The organism is Halosimplex halophilum (assembly GCF_004698125.1).
GTDB classification, from domain to species: Archaea; Halobacteriota; Halobacteria; order Halobacteriales; family Haloarculaceae; genus Halosimplex; species Halosimplex halophilum.
The window spans coordinates 1,113,143-1,126,670 of sequence record NZ_ML214298.1; the positions used below are offsets into that span (position 1 = coordinate 1,113,143).

Genomic DNA, 13,528 nt, shown 5'->3' on the forward strand with positions numbered 1-13,528 from the left:
AGGCTCCTGACCGGTCAGGCCAGCCACTCCTCGGGCTTGGTGTCGTAGTCGATGTCGTCGGCCGCGAGGTGCTCGACGGCGTCCCACGGGAGTTCCTCGACGGTGACTTCGTCGCCGTCGTAGCGGATCAGCCGCCCCACCTCCTCGGGTTCGGGCTCGCGGTCGCGGCGCTTCGCGACCTCCACGTCGTGCTCGTCGAACTCCTTGACGATGGTCTTGAGGTTGACGGGTCGGCCCCACAGCTCGAACACGCGCTTCAGCACGTCTTTGGCCTGGCCGATGTCCAGCATGACGCCGTTGTACTGGTGGGCCAACAGGAGTTCGTTGCGGTTGTTGTAGTTGCCGTCCTCGACGACGACGGTCGGCTTGCCGAAGTTGGTGAACTGCAACATCAGCTTCTTCTTCACGTCGGTGTAGTCCGTCGAGGTGACCCGGTAGTCGCCGGTCGACTGGGTGTACTCGTAGGTGAAGTAGTCGTTCTCGTCGACGAACTCCTGGGTGAGGAACTCGTCGAGGAAGGTCACGTCGTTGTGGCTCTCGCGGATCTCCCGCATGCGGTCCCAGCCGCGGGCGTAGTCGACGTTCGCGAGCGCCTCCTCGACGGAGCCGTACCGCGAATCGTCGAACATATACCGCGAGACGCGCTCCAGTTCCTCCTGGCTCACTCCCGAGACGAACCCGCGGTTCTGGGGCTTGGTCAGCGAGTAGTGGCGCTCGGCCAGCCCCTCGTAGGTCAGCACCTTCCACGGGTAGGTCTCGGCGTCGACCTCCCCCGAGCGAGCCGCTTCTAGCGCCTCGGCGTCGACGCGGGGGTCGTCGGGGTCCAGGTCGTCGAGGTGTCCGACTACCGAGGCCACTTCGGGGTCGGGTTCGATCAGGTTCAGGACCCGCTCGAAGTCGACGGTGTCGTGGAAGTTGCGCCAGGTGATGCCGTCGACCCGGAGCAGGTGTTCGACGACCTCGCGGCGGTTGGTCGTGTTCTCGACGTAGTTCCAGATCTCCAGGCCGAGCTTGTAGGGATTGAGTCCCGACGAGCCCAGCACCTTCGCCATGTGGTCGGCGTAGAGGACGAACTCGTCGTCGCCCGCGAAGTTCTCCCCGGTCATCATCGCCGACTCCCAGTAGGCGGCCCAGCCCTCGTTCATCACCTTCGTCATCTTCTGGGGGGCGAAGTAGTAGGCCTCCCGGCGGAGCATCTCCAGGACCTCCTTCTGCCAGTCGGCCATCTCGGTGGCCTTCGCGGCGTCGCCGTCGTACTGCATCCCGTGCTTGCGGAGGAACCCGAGCACGTCCTTCTCCGGTTCGGCGGGGAAGGAGGCGCCGTCCTCGTCGTCGGCCTGGGCCTCCAGCCACTCCTCGCTGAAGACCTGCCCCTTGACCTCGTCGGAGAGGTCCAGCTCCTCCAGCTGTTCGGCCGCGTCCGCGGTGTCGTGCTCGTCGATGAGGTCGATCCGGGTGTCGATGGGCTCGTAGGGGACGTGCTGGTCGATGTTGTCCTCGAGCGTGAGCACGTGGTCGATCCACTTCTCGACCGCCCCGCGGTCGATCTCGGGGTCGGTCATGAACTCCTCGATGGCGTCGGCGTGGCGGGCCAGCATCGCCGCCGCGTTGGGGTCGTCGGCGAACATCCCGAACCACTCGTTGTTCGCGAAGAAGTCCGCGTGGGCCTCGACGTGGGTGATCACGGCCTTCTGGTCGGCAAGGGTGTTCGACTCCTGGAGAAAGGCGTGGGAGGGGTCGTCGTTGTTGACGATCTCGAAGGCCTTGCCGCCGAGGAACTGCCCCTGTTTCTGCTGGCGGTCGTACTTCATGCCCCACCGCCAGTGGGGATAGCGCTGCTGGAACCCGCCGTAGGCGATGAGCTCGTTCATCTCGTCGTAGTCGACGATCCAGTAGTTCACCTCGTAGGGGTCGAGCCCGAGCTTGCGGGCGAGGTTGCTCGCCTCGTCGACCGGCTCCTCGAGGTCGGCGGCGATACGCTGGGCCTCGATCCGGTCGTCCATCGGGCGGCTCATGGTCGGTCCTCCGTGGTCGGGCAGTTCATTGTGAGTCCTCCTCGGTGCTGAGGATGTCGTAGATGGCGTCGACCACGTCGTCCGGCCCGGAAACGTAGGCGACGGCCACGTCGTCGGCGTCGCGGAAGTTCCGCTCGACCTCCTCGGCGTGGGTCGCGTTGATCGCGTTGCCGCTCGGCTGGGTCTCCACGTACGCGTGGAGGTTCGCCGGGATCTGCTCCATCAGCGGGACGACGTGCTCCTCGGTGTCGTTGGAGGAGTTCTCGGAGTCGCCCGCGGCGAACACGTAGCGGTTCCACTCGCTCCAGGGGTACTCCTCCAGCAACTCGGCGGCGAGTTCGTAGGCGCTGGAGATGCGCGTCCCGCCGCCGCTGCGGATGCCGAAGAACTCGTCGCGCTCGACCTCCCAGGCGTCGGCGTCGTGGGCGATGTAGACGAACTCGGCGTTGTCGTACTTGCCCTGGAGGTACCAGTCCAGCGGGGTGAAGGTCCTCTCGACCAGCTCCCGCTTCTTCTGGCGCATCGACCCGGACACGTCGCGGATGTTGACGACGACGACGTTCTTCTCCCGCTCCTCGACGATCTCGGGGTAGCGGTAGCGCTCGTCCTCCCGGCGGAACGGCACCTCCTCGATGCCTTCCCGGCGGATGCGCTGGGCGGTGTCGACCCGCTCGGTCTCGGCCTCCATCTCCGCCAGGCTCCCCCAGGTCGTCCTCTCGTCGCCGGGGATCTCGGCGTAGGCCTCCTCGATCCAGGCGCGGGAGACGGGCATGTTCTCGCCGCGGGCCCACTCGAAGACGCGGGCGGGGCCCCAGCCGTCGATCTTCAGGGCCTCCCGCACGTAGTCGCGGTCGAAGTCCATCGCGAGCTTGCGCTTCAGCCCCTGCTTGAACAGCCGCTCGAAGTCCAGCGTCGACGTGGGGCCCGAGCGGGTGATGTCCGTGAAGTCGCCCTCGGTCTCCTCGATCACCTTCTTGCCCTTCGGTTCGAGGTCGAGGCCGAGCTGCTCGTCGAGCTCTTGGGCGAACTCCTCGGGGTCCATCTCGTAGTACTCGTGTTCGCCGCCCTCCTCGCCGGGGTCGCCGTCGTCGTCGCCGTCGTCGCCCGGCTGGGGCTCGGCGTCGACGGGGTCACCCTCCTCGGCGTCGCCCTGGCCGACCCCGCCCTTGTCGCGCTGGTCGTAGGCGAACTCCGGGAGGTCGACGATCTTGATCGGCACCCGCACGGAGTCGGGCCGGCTCTGGCCGAGGTCGCCGTACTGGATGAACTCCGACAGATCCTGCCGGCGCTCCTCACCGACCTCACGGTAGCGTTCGAGGTCCTCTCTCAGCCCCATGGTTCACCTCCGGTTCTCAGTCCCATTTGTAACTCACCTGGCTCATGACGTGGCGGCTGGTCAGCTCCGCCGAGGCGGCGCTGTAGCCGAACATTTCCTGCATGTTCTCGACGGTCTGCTCCTTGAGGTCGGCCGTCTCGGTGCCGCTCGGCGGCTCGTCCCACTGCCGGGGGTCGAAGTCCTCGTAGGCTCGCTTCACGTCGTCCCACGAGTGGCTGCCCAGGACCGTCTGGATGACCGGGATCTCCTTGGGCGATACGTCCTCGACGCCGAACTGTTCGTCACGTCGCTGCCAGGCGTGGCGGTTGAGTGCGGTGATGATCTTCTCCTCGCGGAACGCCTCGACGGCGTCGTCGGGGCGGTTACCCGCGTAGTTGTCCTCGTCGAAGCGGCCGAGGTGCTCGACCTCGAAGACCTTCATCTTCAGCGGGTCGGGGTCGACGTACTCGCCGCGCTCGTTCTCGATGCGCTCGTCGGTCGACCAGGCGTAGACGTGCTCGATGTACTCCTCGACTGTCTCCTCGTCGACGCGCTTGTCGCGCATCATCGCGTCGAGCACGTCCGCCTCCTGCTCGCCGAAGACGTGGTTTTTCACCGGCACCACGCGCTCCTCGAAGTCCGCGGCCTCGGCGTTCGAGAAGACGGGCGCCGACGAGAGGTCCTCGGCCATCGCGTTGAGGATGTCCCGTGGCATGACGACGTGCTCGACCGGCAGGTCGGCGTGGTGGCGGTCCTGCTCGCGGTGGAACAGGTCGGCGATCTCGTCGCGCGTGTACGTGACGGGGATGCCGTGGTCGCCGTCGGTGCCCTCGTCGGTGAACTCGAACTCGTCGGCCTCGACCCGCTCGTCGCCCTCCTGGAGGTAGCCCCGGTCGAAGAGCAGGGCCTTGTCGACCAGGTCGTGGCCGCTGGGCACGTCGCTCACGTCGAGCCTGGTGACGACGGCGTACAGCGCCGCGGCCTCCAGCGCGTGGGGCGCCAGTTCCTTCGCGTTGACCTCGTCGTTCTCGTCGCGGACGTGGACGGTCAGCGGCTCCTGGATCCACTCCTCCAGCTCGCTCCACGAATCGGCGTCCCACACCTCGGTCTCGTCGGTCAGTTCCCGCCGGAGCAGTTCGGTCTCCAGCGAGAGGTTGGTCAGGTAGGTGAACTCGTGTTTGTCGAGCCGGCGTTTCAGCGCCTTCAGCGGGTCCTGTCCCTCGCGGTCGGCGTGCTGGTTGAGCTGGGCTTCCAGGTCCGGGTTCGAGATGATGATCATCTGGGTGTCGATGTCCATCCCGATGCCCTTGTCCAGCTTCACCGACCGCTCGTCGGGGACGTTCAGCAGCTTCTGGAGCAGGTCGGCGTGCTGGGCGGCGTCCTCGACGACGGTCAGCAGGCCGTTGCCCTGCGAGAGCACGCCGTCGTAGGAAAAGGCCTGGGGGTTCTTCCGGCCGCGGGAGTCGAGTTCCTGGAGCATCCCGCGCATCCACGACCCCACGAGGCGCTCCTTGGGCGGCCCCTCGTCCTCGGAGTGGAGGACGCCGATCCCCTGGCCCACGTCGACGACGTAGTTCTTCACGCGGAGGTGCTGGGGGTCGGTGATGGCGGAGAACAGCTCCTCGACGCCCTGGCGGCGGTAATGCTCCTCCAGGTAGTCGTAGGCCTCCCGGCAGAACGGGTCGAGTTCGCTCTCGGCGCGGACCGGGATGTGGTCGTCCAGTTCCTCGTTGAGCCGGGCGACCAGGTCCTCGCGCACGTCCCCGGGGAACACCGAGAGGGGATGGGACTGGACGGGGCTCTCGTACCAGTCGTCCTCGTCGGCGACCGGCTCGTCGGCGTAGGTCAGCCCGGCCGAGTCGCCGCTCGCGCCGGCGACGTTCCACTCGACGGTGTACCGGCGGCCCTCGTCGGTCTTCGAGTACTCGCGCAGCCCGTTGATGAGACAGCGCTTCAGCTCGGACTTGCCCGTCGCGGTGGGGCCGTCGAGCCAGACGATCTTCTCGTCTTTGCCGCGGCCGGCGGCGATCGAGCGCAGGTCGTCGACGAAGGCGTTCAGGACCTCGGTGTTGCCGAGGATGGCGTGCTCGCCGTCGTTGTTCGGGTCGTCGAAGAAGCGGTAGCGCTCCTTCTGTTCGCCCTCCTCGATCACCGTGCGGGTCCCGGCGGCCTCGATGGCGCTGAGCAGGTACTTCGAGGCGTGGGCGGCCAGCCCCGGCCGTTCGAGCACGAGGTCGACGTACTCGGCGAGGCTGCGGGGCTCCTCGTAGGTGCGGTCGAGCGAGCGGTCGGCCTCGCCGATGAAGTCGTTGCCGCTCATGTCACTCTTCCATCTCGCTCTTTGCGACCTCCGCACCGGCGAACTCTAGCACCTCCCGCGCGCCCTCCTCGGAGTAGCCCTGCTCGATGAGCGCGTCGATCCACTCGTTGCGCTCGTCGTCGTCCATCTCGCCGCTCGACACCAGCGCCGAGAAGTTGATGTTGTGCTTCTTGTCCTCCCAGAGCTTCCGTTCGAGGGCGCGCCGCAGCCGGTCGTTGTCCTGCGGGTTGAACGTGTCCCCTTCGCGCGCGCGACGCGAGACCCAGTTGGACACTTCCTGGCGGAAGTCGTCCTTGCGGTCCTCGGGGAGGTCGAGTTTCTCCTCGACGCCCCGGAGGAACTGCTCGTCCGGTTCCTGCTCGCGACCCGTGATCTCGTCCTCGACGGTGTCGTCGTCGATGTAGGCCATCACGTGGTCCATGTACTTCTCGCCCTGGCGCTGGATCTCGTCGACGTCGTAGGCCAGCGCGTGGCGCACGTCCTCGATGGCCCGTTCCTTGTACTCCTCGCGGACGAGTTCGAGGTAGCGGTGGTAGGTCTCGAACCGATCTTCCGGGATGGAGCCGTGGTTCTCGATGTTTGCTTCGAGGTGGTTGAACGTCGTCAGCGGCGAGAGGAAGTCCCGCGAGCGGTGCATCGAGTCCATGATCGCCTCGGCGATCTCGTCGCCGATGAACCGCGGCGAGACGCCCTCCATGCCCTCGCCGATCTCGGCCTTCTCCGCGGCCTCGTCGCGGAGCTTCTTCACGTCGATGTCCTCGGCCTCGTCGATCTCCCCGTTGTAGGCCTTGGCCTTCTGGACGAGGGTGACGTTGCCGGTGTCGGGCTCCTCGATGCGGGTGAGCACGCCGAACAGGCCCGCCATCTCCAGGGTGTGGGGCTCGACGATGATATCGGGGAGGTCGGCGTTGTCGAGCATCTTCTCGTAGATGCGCGCCTCCTCCTCGTACTGGAGGACGTACGGGAAGTCGATCCGCTTGGTGCGGTCGTTGAACGCCTCCATCTTCTCGTCGCCCTTCTTGTCCTTGTACTCGGGCATGTTCGTCCGTCCGACGATCACCTGGTCGATGTCGATCCGGGGGTTGTTCTTCGGCTTGATCGTCTGTTCCTGCGTGGCGTGCAGGAAGTCGTAGAGGAACTCCCGCTGGAGTTTGAGTAACTCTTCGCCGGAGAAGATACCCCGGTTGGCGTTACAGAACGCCCCCGAGTAGTCGAACGCCCGGGGGTCCGACTCGCCGTAGACGGCGATCTTCGAGTAGTTGACGTCGCCGGTGAGTTCCGTCTCGTCCTGGTTTTTCTTGTCCTTGGGCTCGAACGTCTCGATGGCCTGGCGCATGTTCTCGTCGGCGACCAGGCGGATGATCTCGACGTGATTTTCGAGGACCTGCTGGAGGTCGTCGTCGTAGTGGGCCAGCAGGCGGTCCATGTAGAACTCGCTGGCCGGATCGAGGGCCTGCTCGTTACGGATGGTGTAGGGGGCGTCCAGCTGTTCGTTGATGTCCTCGATGACCCGGTCCCGTTGCTCCTGGGGGAGCAGGACGAGCGGGTCCTGGTTCATCGGGGAGCGGACGGTGTCGTCGGCGGGGTCCTGGTCGGGGATGACGTCGCAGAGGTTGGTCCACCGGAAGGTGTACATCCGCCCGGCCTCCGAGCGGGTGTAGTCCTCGTAGTAGCGACGGACCTGGCGGTCGAAGTCGGACTTGCCGGAGCCGACCGGGCCGAGCAGGAGCTTGATGCGCTTCTGTGGGCCGAGCCCGCGAGCGCCGGATTTCACCTTGTTGACGAACTCGTGGATCGACTCGTGGACGATCCGCCCGTAGAAGGTGTTCTCGCCGTCGTTCAACGGATCCTCCGAGGCGAGTTTGTACTCGACGACGCCGGCGTCCTCGTCGTACTCGGTGCCGTAGTAGTCGAACATGTCGGCAACGCGCTGGTGGGCGTTGCGGGCGATCGTGGGCTCGTCGTAGAGCTGGTCCAGGTACGCGTCGAACGACCGGTGCTCCCGGAGGTCCGCGGGGATCGTGTCTCTGTACTCTCGACTCAGCTCTTCGAGGGTTTCCTGTGTCATGCTATCACGGACAGTTCGCGTCGAACTGTGCTTGCGTCAGCGCGCTCGTGCTGACGGTTCGCGACCGGCGAAGGCCGCTCGTGGTCCGGCGCATCGCTCCCGGGACTGCCCGCTCGGCCCTCGGGGCGGCGTCGCTCGACGATCGGGTGCCGTCGAAACCGCCGGGGCGAGTCCGTTGTCACGTGTGAACACCTACCAGCCGCGAATCGCGCGGGCGACCCTGCGGCGTCTGCGGCAGCGTACCGTGGAGCAACCACCGATACTAATAATATATGAGTTCTACTCGCTTAAAAACCTTTTCGCGGCACCGATATCTCGGCCCGTTAATTCCCGGGAAAGACGCTCGAAAATAGCACGATGGCGTTCGATTCGTGTGACTAATACCCACGCGCGACCGACGGCGTATATAAACGATTGTCGGTTCGTCCGGACCAGAGCGGTCGTAGCGGGCGATCCACGGGCCCGTTCGAGGCGGCCGACCCGCGTGCTCTGGTCGGGGCCTGCCCGGCGCCGACCGCGGGACTCTTTGGCCGCGGGGTTCATCGGGAGATATGGCATTCGAGGGGCTGGCCGACGACTGGGTGGTCTGGTCGGACGAGTCCGAGAAGGCCGTGCTGGCCTACCGGCCGGACGTGTTCGACGGCGGGGCGTTCCCCGCGCCGTGTCTGCCCACCATCTACCTCACGAAGGGCCGCCGCAGTCGCCATCCCGGCACCCGGACCCGGCCGAGCGACCCCTGGGTCGTCACGCTCTACCTCGAACCGGAGGTGAACCGCTCGCCCGAGGAGTACGACACCCGCGCGGCCGCCGAGGCCGGGGCGGTCGAGCTGGCCGAGCGGTTCGCCGACGGCGGGATCGACTACCGCGACCTCTACCAGGTGCCCCGGGAGGGGTACTTCGGAAAGCTCGACGAGCTGACCGGCCGCGGGGACTGAGACGCCCGTTCCCGTGGCGCGGGCTCCCGCCCGTCGGGGCCGCTCGGCCGGTCGCGGTTCTCCCGGCCGGTCGCGATTCCCGCGACGGGTCGCGGCCGGGGAACTTAATCCGCGTCGCCGTCAACCCTCGTGCATGTCGACGCTCACGCTCGTCGGGTCCCGCCTGGCCGAGCCCGGACAGGAGTTCGTCTACCGGGGCGAGGCGAGCGCCTGCGACGGATGCCCGTACCGCGACCAGTGCCTCACGCTCACCGAGGGGCGGCGCTACCGCGTCGACTCCGTCCGCGAGAACGGGAGCACGCTCGACTGCGGCGTCCACGACTCGGGCGTCGTCGCCGTCGAGGTCGTCCCCGCGAGCGTGCGCGCGAACGTCGCGAGCGCCAGCGCCTACGCCGGGAGCAAGGTGTCGCTGGAGGGGCCCTGTCCGCACACCGACTGCCCGAGCCACGAGCTGTGCGAGCCCGAGGGCGTGGCGTTCGACGAACAGCGGCGCATCGAGACGGTCGTCGGCGACCCGCCCCACGACTTCTGCGCGCTGGACCGGGAGCTGACCACCGTCGAGTTCGAGGCCCACGAGGAGTGACGGCCCGCGACTCGCGAGCACCGGACGGACACGAGCGCCCGACGGGAACGTCGTACGTCGACGACGACTGGGTGCGGAGCCCGCCCGCCGGGAAGACCGTGCTGTTCACGGACCGGCCCGACGACCCCGACCGGGACCCGCTGCGCTTCGAGATGTGGCTCGACGCCGACGGGTCCCACGGGCCGATGCGCCACGTCCACCCCGAACAGGACGAGTTCTTCGAGGTCGTCGACGGCCGGCTGGGGGTCTTCCACGAGGGGACGACGACCGAGCACGGGCCGGGCGAGCGCGTCGAGATCCCCGCGGGCGACGAACACCGGTTCTGGAACGCGGGGTCGACGGACCTGCACCTCCGGGGCGGCGTCGACCCGGGGCTGCGGACGGAACCGTTCATGCGGATCACCTACGGGCTGGCCCGCGACGGCGAGCCGGTCACGCCCTCCGGGATGGTGCTGAACCTCCTCCGGGTCGCCGTGCTCCTCGCGGAGTTCGACGACATGCTCTACCTCGCGGGCGCGCCCGTGTGGCTCCAGCGGCTCGGCGTCGACGCGCTCGCGCCGGTCGGGCGGCTGCTGGGGTACGGGAACGCGTATCCGGAGTACCGACCGTAAGGACCGCTTCGCTCGGCGTGGGGGCGGCCGCGCCTCAGCCGGACAGCGTGCCGACGCGCTCGGCGGTGTAGCCGAACACGTCCTCGTAGCCGTACGCCGACAGCAGGACGGGATGGAAGTTCTCCTCGGCGACCACCGCCTCCCCGTCGGCGGCCGCGATGCGCTCGCCAGCCACCACCTCCTCGAAGTTCTCGACGAACACCTCGTACTCCTCGGCGGCGGTCTTCGGGACGGGGTCGCCCAGCCGGAAGACCGGAAGGTCCGTCTGGTGGGGCGTCTCCTCGTCGGGGAGCGCGCCGGTGGCGGCCAGGAACTCCCGGACGACACGGTGGGCGTTCTCGGTCGCCCGGTCGGAGCCCTGGTAGCCGCACTCGACCTCGATCGTGTCGGGCGCCACCTCGAAGATCCGCCCCTCCGCGTGGCCGGTCTCGACGACGGCGTCGATCGACAGCCGTGGGCAGACCTCGCGGGCGAGCTCGCGGACCTCGTCGACCAGCGCGAACATCCCGCCGTAGGACTGGGTGGTGTGCAGCGCCAGCGTCACGCAGTCGCGGAGCTCCTCGCCGAGCTCGTGGGCCAGCCGTATCTCGTGGCTCCGCCCGTCGGCCCGGCCGGGGAACGACCGGTTCAGGTCCGCCTCGACGTAGCGCTCGCCGCGCTCGATAGCCTCCTCGTTGGCGACCACGAGTTTCACCGGCCGCGCCACCTCGGGGCGGTCCGCCATGAGGCGCTCGACCGCCCTGACGCCGGCGGGCTCGTCCCCGTGGATCCCGCCGACGACCGCGATCTCCGGCCGGCCGTCGCCAAGCGTCTCGACTCGCATTCGCCCCGATATTACGGCGTCGGCCGTTTATATTGGTGTGTTTCGTCCCGGGCGCGGTACCGACGGCTCGAATCGGGATACGTCCGGCGCGGCGCCCATCGCAGTCCGCGCACGCGGGCCCGCCCCGCGCACGCGACACGGGCCGAGGGCGACGCACGACCGACGAGGCTGGCGCGACGAAGCCGACGCGTCCGACACGCGCGGTCCGCGGGGGTTCGCGTCGAGTCGACTCCCCGCGTCTGCGCGCGCCCCGGCCGTCCCAGGGGCGTCCCGGCGGCAACTCCTGTCGCCGGGCCGACCGGATCCGCCCCTCCGGCGCGAACCTGTCACTGGCGGCGCCGATCCGGCCGGAACTCCTACATAAATCCGTCCATTCGATCCCGTCGGAGAGCGCTTCTAACGCGTGTTTTTCCCTCACATGGCGGCCCTCGCTTCGTAAGGGTTTTACAGTCGACTCCCATCCGTTGGAATACGTTCGACGCGCGGTGGAAGCGGGGTCACCCGTGGTCCGCCGTGCTCGACACATGCGGGACGAGAGACAGCCCCCGACGCCCGGTTTCACACTTAAATCCGGCGCGGCCACGACGGCCGCTCCGGTGCCGTCGTGTGATTCCGGACGAAGGTGGGCGCGTCTTTCGGAACCATTAAGTGGGGTAACCCACTACGATGATATCCGCACGAGGGACGGCGGGCGACACCCGGTCGCCGGCTGTCCGACCCATGAGGATTCCACCCCTGCGGTCCGCCGTACAGATGGGATCTGATGTGAGCCCTGACAGTTCGGTGATACCCGACGCGGTGCGACGACGGTGTCACCGACTGACGGACCAGACATACACGCACACGTTGACTACGTGTGCTACACGTTGATAGCGTGTCTCCGCCAGATCCCGGCCTCGCCGGGAACATTCCGGTTGATCCTGCCGGAGGCCATTGCTATCGGAGTTCGACTTAGCCATGCTAGTCGCACGGGTTCAGGCCCGTGGCAAATAGCTCAGTAACACGTGGCCAAACTGCCCTGCAGACTGGGATAACCTCGGGAAACTGAGGCTAAGCCCGGATGGGACTTCCGCGCTGGAGTGCCGGGAGTCCGAAACGCTACGGCGCTGCAGGATGTGGCTGCGGCCGATTAGGTAGACGGTGGGGTAACGGCCCACCGTGCCGATAATCGGTACAGGTTGTGAGAGCAAGAGCCTGGAGACGGAATCTGAGACAAGATTCCGGGCCCTACGGGGCGCAGCAGGCGCGAAACCTTTACACTGCACGACAGTGCGATAGGGGAACTCCGAGTGCGAGGGCATAGAGCCCTCGCTTTTCTGCACCGTAAGGTGGTGCAGGAACAAGTGCTGGGCAAGACCGGTGCCAGCCGCCGCGGTAATACCGGCAGCACGAGTGATGGCCGATCTTATTGGGCCTAAAGCGTCCGTAGCTGGCCGTGCAAGTCCGTCGGGAAATCCAGTGGCTCAACCTCTGGGCTTCCGGCGGAAACTGCTCGGCTTGGGACCGGAAGACTCGAGGGGTACGTTCGGGGTAGGAGTGAAATCCCGTAATCCTGAACGGACCACCGATGGCGAAAGCACCTCGAGAGCACGGATCCGACAGTGAGGGACGAAAGCTAGGGTCTCGAACCGGATTAGATACCCGGGTAGTCCTAGCTGTTAACGATGCCCGCTCGGTTCGGCGCAGGCTACGAGCCTGTGCCGCGCCTCAGTGAAGACGTAAGCGGGCCGCCTGGGAAGTACGTCCGCAAGGATGAAACTTAAAGGAATTGGCGGGGGAGCACTACAACCGGAGGAGCCTGCGGTTTAATTGGACTCAACGCCGGACATCTCACCAGCACCGACAACGGTAATGATGGTCAGGTTGATGACCTTACCCGACGCCGTTGAGAGGAGGTGCATGGCCGCCGTCAGCTCGTACCGTGAGGCATCCTGTTAAGTCAGGCAACGAGCGAGACCCGCGTCCGTAATTGCCAGCAGCATCCTTGTGATGGCTGGGTACATTACGGAGACTGCCACGGCTAACGTGGAGGAAGGAACGGGCAACGGTAGGTCAGCATGCCCCGAATGTGCTGGGCAACACGCGGGCTACAATGGCCTGGACAATGGGTGACTACACCGAGAGGTGACGTTAATCCCCTAAACCGGGTCGTAGTTCGGATTGAGGGCTGAAACTCGCCCTCATGAAGCTGGATTCGGTAGTAATCGCGTGTCAGAAGCGCGCGGTGAATACGTCCCTGCTCCTTGCACACACCGCCCGTCAAATCACCCGAGTGGGGTCCGGATGAGGCTCGGATACCCGAGTCGAATCTGGGCTCCGCAAGGGGGATTAAGTCGTAACAAGGTAGCCGTAGAGGAATCTGCGGCTGGATCACCTCCTACTGACCGGGACCGGGGCGTCGCCCCGGCCCACAAGTCCTGCCATGTCGGCAGGCACCCGGTGACACCCGACCGCGCCGGTCGGGCACCGAACTGTCAGGGCTCACACTTCCCTCTCACGAGGGAGACCGAGGCTCACTGGCAGCCCACCATTACGGTGGCTCGGTTCGACTCCGAGTCGGTCCATACACGGGCCTTGTGCCCGTCGAACTGATGCACCATCCCGCGAAAGCGCGGTTGGGAAGGGTTCGATGTCGTCCCCGCAACCGACGGGGGCGAGCGATGACGACCGTGTGTACGTGCAATCCAGACGTCAACTGGATCCGTATCATCGGGATACGTGTATCCGACAAGTGGCTACTATGCCACCTGGTGAATGGCTCGGCTCGAGTGCCGACGAAGGACGTGCCAAGCTGCGATAAGCCTGCGGGAGCTGCATGGAAGCGAAGAACGCAGGATCTCCGAATGGGAATCCCCACC

The 13,528-nt window shown here is 66.6% G+C and carries 8 protein-coding genes and 2 rRNA genes; 5 read left to right on the plus strand and 5 right to left on the minus strand.

Translation table 11 applies throughout. From position 1 onward, the window contains the following. Positions 1-14: 14 nt before the first annotated feature. From E3328_RS16475 to E3328_RS16490, 4 genes are read right to left on the minus strand one after another with little or no spacing between them, the layout of a single operon-like run. Positions 15-2,003, minus strand: a complete 1,989-nt coding sequence (locus tag E3328_RS16475) for a SpoVR family protein (protein ID WP_135365752.1) — start codon at positions 2,001-2,003, stop codon at positions 15-17. A 37-nt stretch (positions 2,004-2,040) separates the two neighbouring features. Further along, positions 2,041-3,351: a YeaH/YhbH family protein gene (locus tag E3328_RS16480; RefSeq protein ID WP_135365700.1), complete on the minus strand. Its 1,311-nt coding sequence runs from the start codon at positions 3,349-3,351 to the stop codon at positions 2,041-2,043. Positions 3,352-3,367: 16 nt separating this feature from the next. Further along, a complete protein-coding gene (locus E3328_RS16485) occupies positions 3,368-5,650 on the minus strand; it encodes a PrkA family serine protein kinase (protein WP_135365701.1) in 2,283 nt (760 codons plus the stop codon). A gap of 1 nt (position 5,651) precedes the next feature. Further along, positions 5,652-7,718, minus strand: a complete 2,067-nt coding sequence (locus tag E3328_RS16490; protein WP_135365702.1) for a PrkA family serine protein kinase — start codon at positions 7,716-7,718, stop codon at positions 5,652-5,654. 551 nt (positions 7,719-8,269) lie between these two features. On the opposite strand from E3328_RS16490, the gene E3328_RS16495 reads away from it, so the two are divergent. From E3328_RS16495 to E3328_RS16505, 3 genes are all read left to right on the plus strand, one after another. Then, a complete protein-coding gene (locus tag E3328_RS16495; RefSeq protein ID WP_135365703.1) occupies positions 8,270-8,653 on the plus strand; it encodes a DUF5820 family protein in 384 nt (127 codons plus the stop codon). A 133-nt stretch (positions 8,654-8,786) separates the two neighbouring features. Further along, on the plus strand, positions 8,787-9,236 hold the full coding sequence (locus E3328_RS16500; protein WP_135365704.1) for a UPF0179 family protein: 450 nt from the start codon (positions 8,787-8,789) through the stop codon (positions 9,234-9,236). Then, positions 9,233-9,847, plus strand: coding sequence for a cupin domain-containing protein (locus E3328_RS16505; protein ID WP_135365705.1), 615 nt, complete (start codon positions 9,233-9,235; stop codon positions 9,845-9,847). The genes E3328_RS16500 and E3328_RS16505 overlap by 4 nt, the downstream gene beginning before the upstream one ends. 34 nt (positions 9,848-9,881) lie before the next feature. Here E3328_RS16505 and E3328_RS16510 read toward each other — a convergent pair whose 3' ends face one another. Then, positions 9,882-10,670 (minus strand): M14 family metallopeptidase, encoded by a 789-nt coding sequence (locus tag E3328_RS16510; protein ID WP_135365706.1) that lies wholly within the window; start codon positions 10,668-10,670, stop codon positions 9,882-9,884. A 907-nt stretch (positions 10,671-11,577) separates the two neighbouring features. Here E3328_RS16510 and E3328_RS16515 point away from each other — a divergent pair. Together E3328_RS16515 and E3328_RS16520 are read left to right on the plus strand one after the other, a co-directional pair. Then, a 16S ribosomal RNA gene (locus tag E3328_RS16515) occupies positions 11,578-13,049 on the plus strand. Between the two features lie 347 nt (positions 13,050-13,396). After that, positions 13,397-13,528: ribosomal RNA gene (locus E3328_RS16520) — 23S ribosomal RNA — on the plus strand; the annotation flags it as partial.

Excerpts from the sequence above, each read along its gene's own strand:
- E3328_RS16490 (WP_135365702.1), bottom strand. The coding sequence starts at position 7,718 with ATGACACAGGAAACCCTCGAAGAGCTGAGTCGAGAGTACAGAGACACG.
- E3328_RS16495 (WP_135365703.1), top strand. The coding sequence starts at position 8,270 with ATGGCATTCGAGGGGCTGGCCGACGACTGGGTGGTCTGGTCGGACGAG.
- E3328_RS16475 (WP_135365752.1), bottom strand. The coding sequence starts at position 2,003 with ATGGACGACCGGATCGAGGCCCAGCGTATCGCCGCCGACCTCGAGGAG.
- E3328_RS16480 (WP_135365700.1), bottom strand. The coding sequence starts at position 3,351 with ATGGGGCTGAGAGAGGACCTCGAACGCTACCGTGAGGTCGGTGAGGAG.
- E3328_RS16510 (WP_135365706.1), bottom strand. The coding sequence starts at position 10,670 with ATGCGAGTCGAGACGCTTGGCGACGGCCGGCCGGAGATCGCGGTCGTC.
- E3328_RS16485 (WP_135365701.1), bottom strand. The coding sequence starts at position 5,650 with ATGAGCGGCAACGACTTCATCGGCGAGGCCGACCGCTCGCTCGACCGC.
- E3328_RS16500 (WP_135365704.1), top strand. The coding sequence starts at position 8,787 with ATGTCGACGCTCACGCTCGTCGGGTCCCGCCTGGCCGAGCCCGGACAG.